We start from the raw sequence: 19,533 nt of genomic DNA, 5'->3' as shown, positions 1-19,533 counted from the left end.
AATATAACGATGTTTACAAAAATGTTAAATACAGGTGTCAAAAGTTACTAAGAAAACCATGTAAACCACTATTTTAAGCCTATAAATAGGGCTTATTCGAAGTATGGTATGCGCTCACTACGTAAAATCAGATAATTAACGTAAGTCGTTTCTAAGCAGTCTTGCTCCCACAACGAAAGAATCCGCTTAGTGGCGAAGTAGTAATCTTTATTACGCAGTAACACGCCCACCGTGCGGCTGAGCTGCTCAAAGCGCTGTTGCTCATTAGCAGAGATGTCATTGTCCTCATTTTCAATGATGGGCGCCAATCCATCGGCAAACCAATTGTTCAGAATTTCACGCATCTCAAGTTCTGACTCTGGTACATCGATACTCGACAACTCGCGATGCTGTGGTGGTGGCACTATGTACTTCGATGCTTTTGGCGAACTGACATAACGGTACATGTCGCTCCTCCTTATAAATGACTCTTATACCCAAGTGACTTCAAGATGCAAGATTCAGAGCGTTGTCATTGATTCGGGGTCAAGGAAAACAACGCAGCGTAATAGTCAGCTCTTTCCAAGTTGTTTGACACAGAAGCCGAGTCAATGACACGCTCCCGAAGGGCGAGCTGTCTTGGTTTGTATACTTTGTTGTCGATTCTTGATTTAGACCCACTAGACCTTTAAATCGCCGCCGCGTCTACAAACCAAGCCATTCTCGCTGAACCTAACATCTCGAGGTTACTTGGGTATAAACTAGCTAAGAATACTTTTTTCAATTTCCAAGTTTTTTTTCTACAGCTCATAGAAAGAAACCCAACAAAAAAACCATGCAAAGTAGGCCCTGCATGGCTTGGGTTTGGGCAGCAATGACACTGCCCTCGTCTAGGACTGGTTACATTGAGCTTTGATCGAAATCGTTGCCTTGGTCAGTACCTGTTTGAGTATCCGAGTCGAAGCTGCCAGAGTCATCCGTGAAGTCAACACCTTGATCTTGACCTCCTGCACTTGTCCAGTCGCTGCCGCCAGATTCCATACCCGCCATGTCTGGTTGCTGATCTTGAGCAGAACCTTGCATGGTGTATTGATCATCGACTTCAACTTCAACTGTGCCACTCGCACCTTCTACTGCGCTGCCCAATTCGTCGTAACCTTGGAATTGGATTTCGCTCGTACCTTCGTAACCTTCTGGTAAGTCAACCGATACTGGTTGGTTCAGGTTGCCACTTAATGTGAAGCTGCCATCGCCATTATCCAGTGCGTTGCTTACTGATGCACCATCAGGTAGACCGGACATTTCTGCATAATCCACCGATTCGTTACCACTGACCTCATCTGGAACCGAGATAGAAATAGTATCGCCTGGTGCTGCAGTCACATCAGCTGCGCTCTCCTCTTCACTGTCTGCACCGTTTGCTGCTTGCTCTTCAGGCTGTTGCGCTTCGCCAACTTGCTGCTCTGCTGATGCTTGAGCAGTTTGGATTTGTGGCTCGTCGCTTTGCGCTGAATCGTCCGCAACTTGGATGCTCAGATTCTGAGTCGATACTTCACCATTGTCGTTGACCTGAATATCCATAGCCAAATTGCCATCGAAGTCATCGTTCGGCCAGTATGTCCACTCTTCATCACCTGATTTCGCGAAGAAACCAGCATCGTTTGCATCGGCTACATCCAACACTTCTGCTGAAGGGCTAATGCCAAGCTCATCAATCAACTGTGCTTCCGTTAGGGTTAGTGAACCATCATCAGCCAGTGCGTAGCCTTCGCTAGTTGTGGTTTCACCCTCACCTTGGATGTCGACATTAAAGAAGCTCTCAATGCGGTTTTCACCGTCAGTTGCAATAAAGCCAACTTGAACATCTCCGGTGTAGCCTTCTGCTGGTGTGAATTGGTAGTTACCTTGGTTATCGGTCTCTATCACACCTTGACCTTCCATTAGGCTCACTGACTCAATGCTCAAGGTGTCGCCTTCAGCATCGCTCAAGGTCGATAGCATGTCATCATTGGTGAACGACAAGGTGCCATCCGCTGCCATTTCTGTGGTAGAAATACTGTCGATTTCTGGAGAAGCATTCTCTTGCGGTGCGTCTTCTTTCACGACCACGCCTGTTTGCTCATCATGAAGCACACCGTCTTTATCAATCACGTAAGCGATATCCGCTTCACCAGTAAAGCCTGGTGCTGGATTGAATGTCCATGTGCCATCACCGTTATCGACTATCTCACCTTGGCTGCGATCAGCTAGGTGAACGAATTTCACTTCATCACCCGCGTCAGCGTCTACGTTTTCTGCCAATCCGATTAGGTCATCAGCGGTTAGGATAACGGGTTCACCCGCTAGGGTTTCGAAGTCACCTGAATCGATACCATCTTCGAACTCTTCTGGCTCGTCACCATAATCCACCGTTGTTGCGGTCACGGTTACGAAGAACTCGCCATTAAAGTCAGCCGGAGGCGTCATTTGCAGGTCTGAGATATCCCACTCGTTCAAGTCGATGTATTGACCCGGTTCCGTAATGGTAATGGTGTTCACACCATCCGTAACTTCGAAGCCAACAGGGAAACCAGTCATCACTAGGTTACTTAGCGTTTCTGAATCGTCGATTAGACCGACATTCAAGCCTAGGTGACCCGTTTCGTCCTCACCGAAGACTAACGGACCATCATGGTCGGTTGTAATGACCGCGCCATCCGCAACAGGGCGAACAAACACTGGTACATCAAGTACTGTTTCAAACTCACCGTCACTTACCACAACTTGCAAGTCAGAAACCCCTGCAAAATCGCCAGTCGGTGTGAACGTCCAAGTACCGTCACCGTTGTCTGTTACCTCACCACCATCTTCACCTTCTGCGGTGATAATGCGTGATACGACTAGGTTTTCAGTATCGATATCGCCGAACAAGTTCATCAGGTCGCCAGCGTCGAAGGTGAATGCGCCATCTTCGTCGGTTGCCATAAAGGCATTACCCACATTGAATGGAGCATCGTTGACAGGGATAACATCCACATTCAACGAGCCTTCAACCACTTCTTCACCATCCGTCGCGGTGTAGCCCAGTTCCACCAAACCATTGAAGTCTTGAGTGGTTACCAAGTGGTACATACCATCTGGCTGCTGAGTTAATGTCGCGTTTGCAGGAGCACGAACCGTGATGCTTTCTACGCTGATTTCGTCACCATCAAGATCCGTAACTTGATCAGCGATGTAAGCTGGGTCAATCACCATGACCACATCTTCTTCGCCTTGCATCTGGATGGTTGGCGCTTCTGGTGCATCGTTAACCGCTTCGATGTTTAGATTGCCTTCAACCGGCGTCACTAAATCACCATCGCTAACACCGAACGACATTGGCACATCACCATTGAAGTTCTCAGCTGGAGTGAATGACCAAGTGCCATCACCGTTGTCTAGCAAGTCACCGTATTGCTCATCAATCACTAGGTCGACAGCAGACAGTTCGTCGTAGGTGTTGTCGATATCTGTCGCGTTAGCAAGCAACATGTCCTGCGTGATAAGAATGGTGGTATCTTCGGTGCCAGCAATATTCACTGGCGTTGATTGCGGCGCATCGTTAATTGGGTTCACCGTTAGGTCGACGCCCACTTCCACGCTCGCACCATCGTTATCAATCAAGTCGAAGCTTAGGTCGATATCGCCATTGAAGTTCGCATCAGGCGTAATCGTAAAGCTACCATCTTGGTTCTCAACAACGGTTGCATTGGCAACCGCGGTTAAGTTCACTGCTTCTAGATTATCGCTGTCTACGTCACCCGCTTGAGCCAGTAACTGCTCTTGACTCAATGTGATTGAACCGTCTTCATCGACGCTGTAAGCCAAGTCGCCAGATACCGGAGCATCGTTGACTGGCAATACATCAATGTTCGCGTTGGTTGTCGCAGTTGCACCGTCTTCATCAGCGACGACTACGTCTAGGCTTACGCCACCGTTGAAGTTTTCATTTGGTGCGAAGCTATAAGTGCCATCGTCATTCGCCGTTAGAATGCCGTCGCTACCACTGTAAGAGACGCTTTCTAGGCTCACGTCGCCTTCCACATCGCTTGACTGCGCTAGCAGTTGCTCTTCCGTGAAGATAATGACTTCGTCTTCATTGACAGAGTAACTTGTCGCACCTGCGATTGGTGGATCGTTCACCTCAAGTACTGTGATACCCGCAGTGGTTGAGTCTGTCGCACCCTCTTCATCGACAACTACAACGTCTAGGCTAACCTCGCCATTGAAGTTCTCGTTTGGCGAGAAGGTGTACGTACCATCGCCATTGTCTTGGAACACACCATCGTTACCACTGTAAGTCACACTACTGATGTCTACGTCGCCTTCGATATCCGACGAATTAGCCAATAGTTGCTCGTCACTAATGGTGATCGAGTTGTCTTCATGTACTGTGTAAGACGTGCTGCCCGCAACCGGAGGATCGTTCTCTGGCGTCACACTCACATCAATGTTGGCAGAGGTCGTATCCGTACCGTCTGATACATCAAACGTGAAGTTCACGTCACCGTTGAAGTTCTCGTTCGGTGCAAAGCTGTAAGTGCCATCACCATTATCGGTTAGGACACCGTCTGCACCTGTGTAGGTCACGCCTTCAACTGTTAGGTTGTCACCTTCTACATCCGTCGCGCCTGTTAATAGGTCAGCATCGGTGAAGGTAAGAAGACCGTCCTCACCCACGGTGAACGCTTGATCTTGTGGCTCTGGAGCGTCATTGACTGGTGTAACGGTTAGGTCAAGACCAGCAGCAACCACTTCTTCGCCATCCGTGACATCGTAACTAAACTCAATGTCGCCGTAGAAGTTCTCGCTTGGAGTAATGGTGAAGCTGCCATCCTCGTTCATTTCAACCGTTGCATTTTCATCATTGGTGCTCAGGTTGATTGCACTTAAGTCATCGCCATCGATATCAACAGCGTGCTCCAGTAACTGCTCTTGAGTTAGCGTAATGCTGTTGTCTTCGGCAGTGACTGCAGTGATGTCACCCGTTACTTCTGGTGCATCATTGGTTGGCGAGATATGAATCGTCACATCTTGCGTCGCTGTCGCCGTTGTACCTGTATCCACATCCGTAGAGGTTGCATTTACGGTTAGCGTCACATCGCCGTTGAAGTCCGCAGAAGGGATAAACTCTAGTCCTTCTAGCTCGCCTGGTTGTAGTGACCAAGTGCCGTCACCATTATCGACACCCGCTGATAGTGCGCTGCCTTCTGGCACATCTTCAATCAAGATTGAGAGGTTTTCTGAACCATCGGTATCGCTTAACGCTGCATCGATATCAAGCGGCACTGGTGTATCTTCGGTACCAATAATTTGGTAATCCGCATCCGCTACCGTGATTTCGATGTTGTCGATACCAAACGATTCATCCCAAACGTCTTGATTCAAGGTTGAACCGAAGCCGAGTTGCAGTTCGCCATCCTCGACAGGAACCGTCAGGTTGATTTGGTGAGCTTGGTCATTCCAACCACTGAAGCCTTCACGTTGAGAGGCTCCGTGGATCACTTCACCCACTTCGTTACCGTCAGAATCGTATAGCGTTGTCGTACCATCTTGAGTACGGAACGCGGAGTTCTCCAAGGTGGTTAGCTGTTCGCCACCCACAAAGATTTGGAACGACTCGCCATCCCAAGAATCGATTTCGTAGAAGCTAAACGATATATTCACTTCATTAACATCACTTGGGATCTCGTAGGTTTTGCTGACCGCTTCATCACCGCCAGTGCCACCAATACGACCCAGCATGTCGCCCGTTTCGAAGCCTTGAGAGCTTTCAGTGTTCGCGTTCCAACCGTTCGAGCCAGACTCGAAGTTATCAGACGCAATCACCAAGTCCGAAGCAATCGACAACTCTGGCATATCAACCACAGATTGAACATCAATGTTCGCTTCAGCAGGAACCGTTGCAGTGCCATCGTTGACATCAAACGTCACGTTCACGTTGCCGTCGAAGTTTTCGTTTGGTGCGAAGGTGTAAGTGCCGTCACCGTTATCAACCAAGGTACCGCTGTCAGAGGCAACGTTTTCAACCGTTAAGTTATCACCATCGATATCACCTGCATTTTGCAGCAGTTGCTCTTCAGTGAAGGTGAAGCTGGTATCCTCTTGCGTGACGAACTGTGGCTGACCAACCGTTGGTAGGTCATTCACTGGGTTCACAGTCAGATCGGCAGTCGCTTGAATGGTTGCATCACCGTCCGTAATGTCGAAGCTCAGATCAATGTCGTCATTGAAGTCCGCATCTGGTGTGATAGTGAAGCTACCATCGTCATTCGCAACAACGGTCGCATTGCCATCAACTGTCAGGTTCGATGCGGTTAGGTCATCACCATCCACGTCGCCGGCTTGAGCAAGAAGTTGCTCTTGGCTGAGAGTGATAGAACCATCTTCATCCACGCTGTAAGCCAAATCACCTGATACCGGAGCATCATTGATTGGCAATACATCGATGCTTGCATTGGTTGCTACCGTTGCACCATCTTCATCAGTCACAACCACATCAAGGCTGACATCACCGTTGAAGTTTTCGTTTGGCGCGAAGCTGAATGTGCCATCGCCGTTGTCAGTAAAGATACCGTCGGAGCCGCTGTAGCTGACGCTATCAATCGCCACCTCACCTTCAACATCAGAAGCATTCGCCAATAGCTGCTCAGAGCTAATGGTGATGACTTCATCTTCGTTAACGGAGTAGCTGGTCGCGCCTGCGATTGGTGGGTCGTTCACCTCAAGAACAGTAATGCCAGCGGTGGTTGAGTCCGTCGCACCGTCTTCATCTACCACGACAACATCTAGGCTCACTTCACCATTGAAGTTCTCGTTTGGCGAGAAGGTGTAAGTGCCGTCACCATTGTCCTGGAACACGCCATCTGCGCCACTGTAGCTCACGCTGTCGATTGCTACTTCGCCTTCGACATCAGATGAGTTAGCCAATAACTGCTCGTTACTGATGGTGATCGAATTGTCTTCATGCACTGTGTAAGACGTGCTACCTGCCACCGGTGGATCGTTCTCTGGTGTGACTGTCACATCGATATTCGCGGTCACGGTATCCGTGCCATCGGAAACATCGAAGGTGAAGTTCACGTCGCCATTGAAGTTTTCGTTTGGAGCGAAGCTGTATGTGCCATCGCCATTGTCAGTTAGGACACCGTCCGCACCTGTGTAAGTGACGCCCTCAACAGATAAGTCATCGCCATCAATATCCGTTGCGCCATCAAGCAGATCTTCATCAGTGAACAACAAGACGCCATCTTCACCAATGGTGAACGCTTGATCTTCTGGTTGTGGTAGGTCGTTAACTGGATTAACCGTTAGATCTGCCGTCGCGACCAAAGTGTCAGAACCATCACTGATATCAAACGTGATATCAATGTCACCATTGAAGTTCGCATCAGGCGTAATGGTAAAGCTACCATCATCGTTTGCCGTAACCGTTGCATCACCGTCAACCACTAGGTTAGATGCGGTTAGCGCGTCGCCTTCTACATCCGATGCTTGGGCAAGAAGCTGCTCTTGGCTAAGCGTAATTGAATTGTCTTCATCGACACTGTAAGCCAAGTTGCCCGATACTGGCGCATCGTTGATTGGCAATACATCGATGTTTGCATTAGTTGACGCAGTTGCACCGTCTTCATCAACAACCACAACATCTAGGCTAACATCGCCATCAAAGTTAGCGTTTGGTGCGAAGCTGAATGTGCCGTCACCGTTGTCAGTAAAGATACCGTCGGAACCGCTGTAGCTGACGCTATCAATCGCAACTTCACCTTCAACGTCAGAAGCGTTTGCCAACAACTGCTCAGAGCTAATGGTGATGACTTCGTCTTCGTTCACTGAGTAGCTGGTCGCGCCTGCGATTGGTGGATCGTTCACCTCAAGTACTGTAATACCTGCGGTAGTTGAATCCGTCGCACCGTCTTCATCGACCACGACAACATCTAGGCTCACTTCGCCATTGAAGTTCTCGTTTGGCGAGAAGGTGTACGTACCGTCACCATTGTCTTGGAACACACCATCTGTGCCGCTGTAGCTGACGCTATCAACCGCTACATCTCCTTCGACGTCTGATGAATTCGCCAGTAACTGCTCGTCACTGATGGTGATCGAGTTGTCTTCATGCACTGTGTAAGACGTGCTGCCTGCCACCGGTGGATCGTTCTCAGGCGTGACTGTCACATCGATATTCGCGGTCACGGTATCCGTGCCGTCAGAAACATCGAAGGTAAAGTTCACGTCGCCATTGAAGTTCTCGTTTGGCGCGAAGCTGTAAGTGCCATCGCCATTGTCAGTTAGGACACCATCTGCGCCTGTGTAAGTGACGCCTTCAATCGAGAGGTCATCGCCATCGATGTCCGTTGCACCATCCAATAGGTCTTGATCAGTGAAGATCAACACGCCATCTTCACCAATGGTGAACGCTTGATCTTCTGGCTGCGGCAAATCATTAACTGGGTTAACGGTTAGGTCCGCTGTTGCAACAATAGTGTCGCTGCCGTCGTTGATATCGAACGTGATATCAATGTCGCCATTAAAGTTCGCATCTGGCGTGATAGTGAAGCTACCATCGTCGTTTGCCGTAACCGTTGCATCACCGTCAACCACTAGATTAGATGCGGTTAGCGCGTCGCCTTCTACATCCGATGCTTGAGCAAGAAGCTGCTCTTGACTCAACGTGATTGAGTTGTCTTCGTCAACGCTGTACGCCAAGTTACCCGAAACTGGTGCATCATTGATTGGTAAGACATCGACTGTGATGTAAGTATCGACCTCTGCGCCATCTTCATCGCGAATGGTCACATCCAACTGTACTTGACCGTTGAAGTTTTCATTCGGTGCAAAGCTACAAGTACCATCACCGTTTACTGAGAAGATACCATCTGGACCGTCGTAGCTGATGCCTACTAGCTCAACATCACCTTCAACATCCGAAGCATTCAGTAGCACTTGCGATTCACTAAACGTTAGAACTTGGTCTTCATCGATAGTGTATGCGGTAGGACCTGCGATTGGTGGGTCATTTACCTCAATCACAGTAATGCCAGCAGTGGTAGAGTCCGTTGCACCCTCTTCATCCACAACGACAACATCTAGGCTCACCTCGCCGCTGAAGTTCTCGTTTGGTGAGAAGGTGTAAGTACCATCACCGTTGATTTCTAACACACCATCGTTACCGCTGTAGCTCACGCTATCAATCAATACATCGCCTTCAATATCCGATGAGTTTGCTAATAGCTGTTCATCACTGATGGTAATCGAATTGTCTTCATGAACGGTGTAAGCCGTGCTGCCTGCAACCGGTGGATCGTTCTCTGGCGTCACTGTTACATCGATATTTGCCGTCACGGTATCCGTACCATCGGAAACATCGAAAGTGAAGTTCACGTCGCCATTGAAGTTCTCGTTTGGAGCGAAGCTGTAGGTACCATCACCATTGTCAGTAAGAACACCGTCTGCGCCTGTGTAAGTGACCCCCTCAACAGATAGGTCATCCCCTTCAATGTCGGTAGCGCCTGTTAGCAGATCCGCATCAGTAAAGGTCAGCACACCATCTTCACCAACGGTGAACGCTTGATCTTGTGGTTCAGGCGCATCATTAACTGGTGACACCAATAACTCAAGGTTGGTTGAGACAACATCATCGCCGTCAGACACATCGAACGTAAAGGTGATATCACCATTAAAGTCCGCATCTGGCGTTAAGGTGTAAGTACCGTCGCCATTGTCTGTGATGGTGATGTTTTCATCATCCGTTGCCAAATTCAGCGCTGTCAGTTGGTCTCCATCCAAGTCACGCGCATTAGCAAGCAAATCTTCTTGCGTAATTAGGATTGAACCATCTTCTTCAACCATCGCTGAAACAGGCAATGCTTCAGGCGCATGTTCAATGTGGGCACCTGTTGCATTGACATAGATGGTTTGAGAAACGGTTTCAGAATCATTATTTGATAGCTCTGTTGCCGTTGCCGTTACGTTGATTTCTAGCTGTTGGTTAAAGTTTTCTGGCAATTGAATCTGTAGCTCTTGTTCAATTGCTGTGGTTGGAAGCGTTACGGAACCATCTGGACCGACTGTCACTTCACCGCTGTAGATTTGGCTGTTCACTTCACCCACATCAATGGTGAAGTTGAAGTCGGTGTAATCGGCATCGCCGCCACCGTAGAGATCTTCAAAGCCGTAAACCAGTTCACCGTCTTCGTTCACGGTAGTTCGGGTATGTTCAATACCATCTTGGTTGAGCTCTGAGCTTGAACCACCGTGGAAGACTGCATCACCGAATTGACTTTGAATCACGGTTTCAGAACCATCAGCGCCAACAAACACGAGTTGTGGGTCAACTGTATCCATGTTCGCAGGAGAGCCATCTGCTGCACGGAACTCGTACTGACCATCTTGCATGGACGCAAAGTCATTGAAGTTATGACCGTTAGGAATCAAGAATAGGTTGAAGCTTTCCCCTTCCGAGATTTGGAAGCTGAACTGATCTTGTCCCGGAACGAGGTCACCGCCGCCGCCAACTTGAGAAGCGTTTTCGTACACCACTTCAACGCCCGTGATGTTGCCATCTTCATCGACTTTGTAGTAACCCGCTGTGTTTTGGTAACCCGCGGTTTCACCTTCAAACGTAACCGTGATTTCAGTATCGTTGAAACTGGTGATACCGTTGTCTTGATCGTTAAGCACCCCTTCGTTGTCGTAGCTGATCACCGAACCTTCAGGAACACCATCAACGGTCACAGTCAGCGTTTCTGACAAGTCTTGGTCAACCAATGCTGCGGCAATGTTCACTTCAACAATACCGCCTGGCTCAACCAAGATCGCTTGGTCATCCACGTTTCGACCGTCGCCATCAGTGATGACTAGGTCTGGCGCATCTGCCACGGCTTCGATATGGACATTAATGTCTTGCTCAACTTCATCAGTACCGTCAGAAACCGTAAAGCTGAATTGCAAGTCACCACTGAAGTGCTCTTCTGGTACGAAGCTAAATGTACCGTCACCGTTGTCCGTTACAGTACCTTCATCACCCGAGTAGTTAATGCTGGTAACGGTGAGGTCATCACCATCAATATCAATCGCGCCACTTAGCAGATCTTCTTGCGTGAACAGGATGCTGCCATCCTCTTCAATGTGGTACATGCCAGGCGCAACAATTGGAATGTCATTGACTGGGTTCACCGTCAATGTCATTTCATTGGCAACACTCAATTCACCATCGCTCACTTCATAAGTAAACTCGATGTCTCCATTGAAGTGTTGTGAAGGCGTAACGGTAAACGTGCCGTCACCGTTATCCACGATAGAGGCATTCGGATCATTGGTTTCTAGTGCCGTTGCGTATAGGTCATCACCATCTTGATCGCTGGCGTTTTCAAGCAGCATTTCTTGTGTCACGAGGATAGAGCCATCCTCGTCCACGTCTGCCACGATTGGTGCTGCTTCTGGTGCGTCGTTGACGAACTCAACTTTCAAGTCGATGTTTGCCGCCACCACATCGGTGCCATCGCTCACATCAAACGTGAGGTCAACATTACCAAAGAAGCCCTGCTCTGGCGTTAACGTGTAAGTGCCATCGCCATTATCTGTTACTTGAACCGTATCGCTTAAGCTCGTCACGTTCACAACAGATAAGTCATCGCCTTCGATGTCCGTCGCTTGAGCCAGCAACTCTGCTTCAGTAATCGTGATAGCTTCGCCGTCTTCTGTGGTAAAGGACAAATCAGGCACATCTGGCAGGTCGTTCACTGGGTTAACGGTGAGGTTTAGATCCGCAGCGACGGTTTCAATCGCGTCCGTTACGTCATAAGTAAATTCGATTTCACCAAAGAAGTTTTCGCTCGGTGTAATCGTGAAGCTACCATCAGCGTTCTCAACGATGGTTGCATTAGGATCGTTGGTCGACAGGTTCACCGCTTCAAGGTTGTCACCATCCACGTCGGTCGCGTTCGCTAACAAGTCTTCTTGAGTGATGGTAATTGAGCCATCTTCATCAACGACCGCATCAACCGGGCCGCTGACCTCTGGACCTTCGTTGACGATCTCAACATCGATCTTCGCTGTGCTTGGTGCACTTGCTTGACCGTCGCTGATGTCGAAGGTCAAGTTCACTTCACCGTAGAAGTTCGAAGTTGGTTCGAAGGTAAAGGTGTTGTCGCCGTTGTCTGTCAACGTACCTTGTGACTGGTCGACAAGCAGTAGATTCTCGATATGCAGAATGTCGCCATCCACATCAGTCGCACCTGATAACAGGTCTTTTGCTTCGATGATGATGATGCCGTTTTCTAGCATTTGAGTATGCAGCGGCGCACCAGGAACTGGCACATCGTTGACTGGAATAACGGTCAGATCTAGATGGGTATCGACTTCATCGGTGCCATCGAAGACTTTGTAATCGATGTCGACTTCACCATTGAAGTTTTCATTCGGCATAAAGGTGTAAGTGCCGTCGCCATTGTCGACAAGCTCACCGTTATCACCGCTGTAAGAGATATCAGAGATAGACAGCGCATCGCCTTCCACGTCACTTGCATTGGCAAGCAAATCATCCGAGCTAAACGTAATGCCCACATCCTCATCAGTCGACAACACAATCGGACCAGAAACGATTGGTGCATCGTTTACTGCTTCAAAGTTGATGTTGATGATGTTGTCGTCAGTGAGTTCACCATCTGTAACTTGGTAACCAAGCTCAATCTCACCGTAGAAGTTCTCATCTGGTGTGACTGTCCATGTACCATCGCCGTTGTCGGTTAACGTAGCGTGCTCCGCGTTATCCCCCACCAGCTCTAGGTTTTGAATATCAAGAACATCGCTATCGATATCACTCGCTTGTGCTAAAAGCTGTTCTTCTGTGATTACCACAGAGGCAAACTGCGTAGAACCTTCGGTATCGATGGTCACATTTGGCAGGTCAGCGGTCAGTTCGATTTCACTGTCACCTTCACGGATATTCAGTTCTACCGTTTCAGTGATTTCCGTGCCGTCCACGCCAATAGATGTGAACACCGCTTCATCATGACAAGTTTGCGATACCGTCATGTTTTGAACCACGTAAGTACCGTTACCTTGAATCGTACCTAGCTCAAAGTAAGATACCGGCTCGTTCACCGTTAGGGTGTAATCCGTCTCATAGCTACCACGATCTTCTTTGTGGTAAGTCATCGAGTCGATCAAGTCACCATCAGAGTTAAACGCGCGAATTTCGACTTCGGTAAAGTGGCGAGACTCCTCCATAAACCAGCCGCCTAGACCATCTAGGTGGAAGCTGATTTCGTTGATGTCTTGACCTTCAACAGTCACAGTCAGTTTTTCATCACCGCTCAAGCCTTGGCGGTCAGTATCACCGATACCGTGACCGATGTGTGTTTTACCATTCCACGCACCGAGTGGGTCATCATTACTTTGAACGGTAACTTTCAAATCACCATCAACAAACTCACGTGTGTAAGGGTCAACAGCAGTACCCCAATCATCAAGGCTGGCGTTGTCGTCAAAGGTACCAATTTGACTCGTATGCGTACCGTTTGCCAATGCATCATCATTTGGAATGAAGCGCACTTCCGTGTCTGCAGGAACCTCCTGCCCGACTTCTAGCTGTACCCATTCGTCATTTAGATTTGCTTCAATGATGCCGTTTTCAGGGGCTTGGTCGAGACGTAACGCAGGCTCTTCACGCAGAGAAACACCCACTGTTTGGTCTTCTTCTGCTTGAATAAAGATCTCGTCACCCGCTTCTGGCGCATCGTTGACAGGATTAACGGTCAGATCCAACGTGGTCAGAACATCATTTTCGCCATCGCTGATGTTGTAAGTGAAGTCCAACTCACCATTGAAGTTTTCCGTATGCGTAATCGTGAATGAACCATCATCGTTGGCTACGATCGTCGCATCCGGGTCATTGGTTTGTAGATTGCTGGCAACAAGGTCATCACCTTCAATGTCTGTCGCATTCGCAAGCAATTGCTCTTGCGTGATGGTGATGGCGTTATCTTCATCCACTTCAGCTTGAATGCCTGACGTTTCAGGTGCGTCGTTCACCGCGATAACATCGATGCCTGCGGTTGTCGTATCCGTTGCACCATCTTGGTCGATAACCGTAACATCGAGCGAAATGTTACCGTCAAAGTTCTCATTTGGCGTAAAGGTATATGTGCCGTCGCCATTGTCCACGAAGCTACCGTCGTTACCAGAGTAGCTAACATTCGCCAAGGCTACGTCGCCTTCCACATCAGAAGAGTTGGCTAACAACTGCTCGTCACTGATGGTGATTTGACCGTCTTCTTGAACCGTGTAAGACGTAGAACCTGCAACCGGCGGATCGTTCACTGGTGTCACGCTGACATCAATGAATGCTGGTGTTGAACCTGTGCCGTCAGACACATCGAATGTGAACTGAACATCACCGTTGAAGTTCTCATTCGGCGCGAAGCTATAAGTGCCATCACCATTATCGGTAAGTACACCATCCGCACCTGTGTAGAGAACGTTTTCGATAGACAGATCATCGCCATCAATATCCGATGCGCCTTCCAATAGGTCTGCATCCGTGAACAGCAAGGTGCCATCTTCTTCTACCGTGAACTGTTGATCTTGCGCTTGTGGCAAGTCATTCACAGGATTAACCGTAATATCCAGACCAACTTGTACCGAACCACCATCGTTATCAATGATATCGAAGGTCAGATCTAGGTCGCCGTTGTAGTTTTCATCCGGTGTGATGGTGTAACTGCCATCATCGTTGTATTGAATTGTCGCGTTGTCATCTGTCGATAGATTGATGGCTTCAAGGTTCTCGCTATCAATATCGCCCGCTTTGGCAAGCAGCTGCTCTTGGCTTAGCGTGATTGAGCTGTCTTCGTTGATGGTGTAAGCCAAATCACCCGATACTGGTGGATCGTTGATTGGCAATACATCGACATTGATGTGCGTATCAACGGTTGCCCCATTCTCATCTTGAATGGTCACATCCAACTGAACTTGACCATTGAAGTTCTCGTTTGGTGCAAAGCTACAAGTACCATCGCCATTGACGGTAAAGATACCATCCGAGCCTTCATAGCTGATGCCAACAAGCTCTACATCGCCCTCGATATCAGATGCGTTAGCAAGAATTTGTGACTCACTGAATGTCAGTACTGAATCTTCGTCAATCGTGTAAGACGTTGGACCGGCAACTGGAGGGTCATTCACTTCAATGACGGTAATGCCTGCAGTCGTTTCGTCAATCGCACCTTGCTCATCCGCCACAATCACATCAAGGCTGATATCACCGCTGAAGTTCTCATTCGGCATGAAGGTGTAAGTGCCGTCACCGTTGTCTTGGAATACGCCATCGGTGCCTGAATAGGTCACGCTATCGATGGACACTGCGCCTTCCACATCCGAAGAGTTAGCCAGAAGCTGCTCGTCGGAAATGGTAATCGCGTTGTCTTCATCAACCATGTAAGACGTTGCACCCGCAACCGGAGGATCGTTGACTGGAGTGACGCTCACGTCCACATTTGCTGGTACGGTCTCAGTGCCGTCAGAAACACCAAAGCTAAAGCTGACATCACCGTTGAAGTTTTCGTTTGGTGCAAAGGTGTAAGTACCATCACCGTGGTCAGCCAGCACACCATCGCTGCCTGTGTAGCTAATGCCATCAACCGTTAAGTTATCGCCATCGATGTCGGTCGCGCCAGCAAGCAAGTCTGCGTCAGTAAACTGAAGCGTGCCGTCTTCTTCAACACTAAACTGCTGGTCTTGAGGAACAGGAAGATCGTTAACCGGATTAACCGTTAGATCCGCCGTTGCTTGGATAGTGTCTGTGCCGTCCGTAATGTTGAATTGGATATCAATGTCACCATTAAAGTCCGCATCTGGCGTAATCGTGAAGCTGCCATCGTCGTTCGCTGTGACGGTTGCGTTTCCATCTACAGTCAAATCGCTAGCAGTCAGACCATCTCCCTCAATATCAGACGCTTGAGAAAGAAGCTGTTCTTGGCTGAGTGTAATCGCACCGTCTTCATTAACGCTGTAAGCCAAACCACCCGATACTGGCGCATCATTGATTGGCAATACATTCACATTAATGACGGTATCAACTTCTGCTCCATCTTCATCTCGAATGGTCACATCAAGTTGAACTTGCCCGTTAAAGTTCTCGTTTGGCGCGAAGCTGCACGTGCCATCATCGTTAACGGTGAAAATGCCATCCGGACCATCGTAACTAATGCCAACAAGCTCTACATCGCCTTCCACATCAGAGGCATTCAGCAGCACTTGCGATTCACTGAAGGTCAGAACTGAATCTTCATCAATGGTGTAAGAAGTTGGTCCTGCGACTGGTGGATCGTTCACTTCCAGCACCGTAATGCCAGCAGTGGTGGCATCCGTTGCGCCTTCTTCATCAGCGACGACAACATCAAGCGTCACTTCACCATTAAAGTTTTCATTTGGAGAGAAGTTGTACGTACCGTCACCATTGATTTGCAACACACCATCGCTGCCAGAGTAGCTCACGCTATCTATCGAGACATCCCCTTCTAAATCCGAAGAGTTTGCCAACAGCTGCGCGTCAGAAATGGTAATAGAGTTGTCTTCGTGAACCGTGTAAGACGTTGAGCCTGCCACCGGAGGATCATTCACCGGCGTAACGCTCACATCTATATTCGCTGAAACTGTATCTGTGCCATCAGATACGTCGAAGCTGAAATTCACATCGCCATTGAAGTTCTCATTTGGCGCAAAGCTATACGTGCCATCGCCATTGTCAGTTAGAACGCCGTCGGTTCCTTCGTAGCTGATTCCCGTTACAGAAAGGTCATCGCCTTCAATGTCGGTCGCGCCAGCAAGAAGATCCGCATCAGTAAATTGCAGTGTGCCGTCCTCTTCCACATTGAATTGTTGGTCTTGAGGAACAGGCAGATCGTTGATTGGATTAACGGTTAGGTCAGCGGTTGCTTGAACGGTGTTCGTGCCATCTGAGATATCGAAGTTGATGTCGATATCACCATTAAAATCTGCGTCCGGCGTGATGGTGAAGCTACCATCGTCGTTTTGAGTCACCGTCGCGTTGCCATCTACCGAAAGGTTAGACGCCGTCAGTGCATCGCCTTCCACATCGGAAGCTTGCGACAACAACTGCTCTTGACTCAAACGAATCGAGCCATCTTCATCCACCGAGTAAGCAAGATTGCCTGATACTGGCGCATCATCGACAGGCGTAACGCTTACATCAATGTTGGCAGAAACCGTATCTGTGCCGTCGGACACATCAAAGCTGAAGTTTACATCACCATTGAAGTTTTCATTTGGCGCAAAAGTGTAAGTCCCATTGCCGTTGTCGGTCAGGATGCCGTCGCCACCGTCGTAGCTTACGCCCTCAACTGTTAGGTTATCGCCTTCAATATCCGTTGCGCCAGTAAGCAGGTCTGCGTCCGTAAAGATCAGCGTGCCATCTTCTTCCACGCTGAACTGCTGGTCTTGAGGAACAGGCAAATCGTTGATTGGATTAACCGTTAGATCAGCGGTTGCTTGAACGGTGTTCGTACCATCTGAGATATCAAAGCTAATGTCAATATCACCATTGAAATCTGCGTCCGGCGTGATGGTGAAGCTGCCATCGTTATTTTGAGTCACCGTCGCATTGCCATCTACCGAAAGGTTAGACGCCGTTAGTGCATCGCCTTCCACGTCAGAAGCTTGCGACAACAACTGCTCTTGGCTCAAACGAATCGAACCATCTTCATCCACCGAGTACGCAAGATTGCCCGACACTGGCGCATCATCGACAGGCGTGACGCTTACATCAATGTTGGCAGAAACCGTATCTGTACCGTCGGACACATCAAAGCTGAAGTTCACATCGCCATTGAAGTTTTCATTTGGCGCGAAAGTGTAAGTCCCATTACCGTTATCGGTCAGGATGCCGTCGCCACCATCGTAACTTACACCTTCAACTGTGAGGTTATCGCCTTCAATATCCGTTGCGCCAGCAAGCAGGTCAGCATCGGTGAAGATCAGCGTACCATCCTCTTCAATCTCAAAGGTTTTATCTTCAGGCACTGGTGCGTCATTGATTGGACGAACAGTTAAATCAATCGAACTAGAAATGGTTTCTTGACCATCACTGATATCAAACGTTAAGTCGAGTTCACCATTAAAATCAGCTTCAGGTGTGACGGTATAAGTGCCATCACCATTATCCACAACTGATGCATTAGCACCCACTTGCACGTTAAATGCGGCAAGATCATCGCCATCAACATCACTCGCGTACCCGAGAAGTTGTTCTTGAGTGAAGGTAATAGTGCCATCTTCATCCATGATGTATGCCAGATCTTGCCCTACTTCTGGCGCGTCATTTTCACCTTCGACTTTAATCTGGAACGTTTCGCTCGTAGTTTCGGAGTCGAAATCGTCTTCTACTTGCGTCGTAGTTTCTTCGCTGGTGTCTTGTACATCCACCACGAAGCTCTCTTCAGTGGTTTCTGAATCTAGCTCGTCACCACCTTGAGAACCTTCAGAGTCTGAAGAAGCACTTGGCGCAGATGAAGTTTGTACCGCTTGTCCTTGCGCTTCATTGCCTTCTGCGTCCGAACCACCTTCAGAGCCAGAGGCATCACCACCACCGACCGCTTGGGCACCCGCCCCAGAATCCGAATCACCGCCGCCCAGAGCCTCGTCACCTGATTCTCCGCTAGAAGCTACACTATCAACAACATTGGATTGTGCAGCGTCAGAGTCGCTGCTACTTTCAGTATCCTCTTCTTGAACTGCGCCACCCGAGCTCACTGCTTCTTCTTCCGTACCCGCGCCACTAGGATTTTCTTCCATCGCACGATTGGCTTCATCAACAGCATCTGCGCTTTCAGCACCGGTCGCTACAGTCGAAGAGACGGTCGACTGCTGTTTTTCTTCTTTTGTCCCCGTATCCTTCGTTTCTGTTTGCTCTACCGCATCGTTAAGCTTTTCATTGTCTTTTTCTTGATTAGTGTCGCCTGTCATTACAGCCTCCGTTGCTTTTAGCTAACTGATCGTATTTAGAGGCAGTAAAGGACACCATTTTTAGAAACCAACTTTTTTATACAACTTTTTTCATACCTTTCGAGTTCCATAAAAACAAAAAAATTTGAAAACCCAGTATAAAGATCCTTACTTGTTGTCATTAAAGCAATTAGTGCGGTGGGATAATGATAAATATGACAAATCTGTTGCGCTCAGTCGACAACAGCCATAAAGGGCTGCAATTGCTATTAGGCGATTTTTACCAAGATTTCAGTGACGCAGGGATTGATATTGAGATGCTGCATAAACAAAACCGTTTTGAAGCACTCAGATGTTATTCAAAAAGACTAAAGACCATTCTCGTCTTGTTATGTGATGACGACTTACCACCAAAATTGGCAAAGCTTGAACACTTAAACAAACACCATTTCCCTGCTCCTAATGAATTGATTGAGGACGTTAAAACCGAGCTTAACAACGTAAACAAACAAATTAGCCAGCTGTTAAAAATCGAAAATTCAATCGATAGCCGCACAGGTAGTGAATCGTAGG

Annotated in this window: 3 protein-coding genes; 1 reads left to right on the top strand and 2 read right to left on the bottom strand. The window is 48.5% G+C overall.

Features of this window, described 5'->3' with window-relative positions:
- Positions 1-92: 92 nt before the first annotated feature.
- Positions 93-446: a hypothetical protein gene (locus J4N40_RS16875; protein ID WP_033906832.1), complete on the bottom strand. Its 354-nt coding sequence runs from the start codon at positions 444-446 to the stop codon at positions 93-95.
- Between the two features lie 433 nt (positions 447-879).
- The gene (locus J4N40_RS16870) at positions 880-18,651 is read right to left on the bottom strand and encodes a tandem-95 repeat protein (RefSeq protein ID WP_503054988.1); all 17,772 of its coding nucleotides are present in this window, start codon (positions 18,649-18,651) and stop codon (positions 880-882) included.
- Positions 18,652-19,163: 512 nt separating this feature from the next.
- Between J4N40_RS16870 and J4N40_RS16865 the strand changes: the two genes are divergently transcribed.
- On the top strand, positions 19,164-19,532 hold the full coding sequence (locus J4N40_RS16865) for a hypothetical protein (RefSeq protein WP_031777210.1): 369 nt from the start codon (positions 19,164-19,166) through the stop codon (positions 19,530-19,532).
- Position 19,533 lies beyond the last annotated feature (1 nt).

The sequence above is a fragment of the Vibrio sp. SCSIO 43097 genome (assembly GCF_023650755.1).
Taxonomy (GTDB): Bacteria; Pseudomonadota; Gammaproteobacteria; order Enterobacterales; family Vibrionaceae; genus Vibrio; species Vibrio alginolyticus.
Note: the sequence above shows the minus strand (reverse complement) of the source record. Positions and strands in the feature narration are given on the sequence as shown.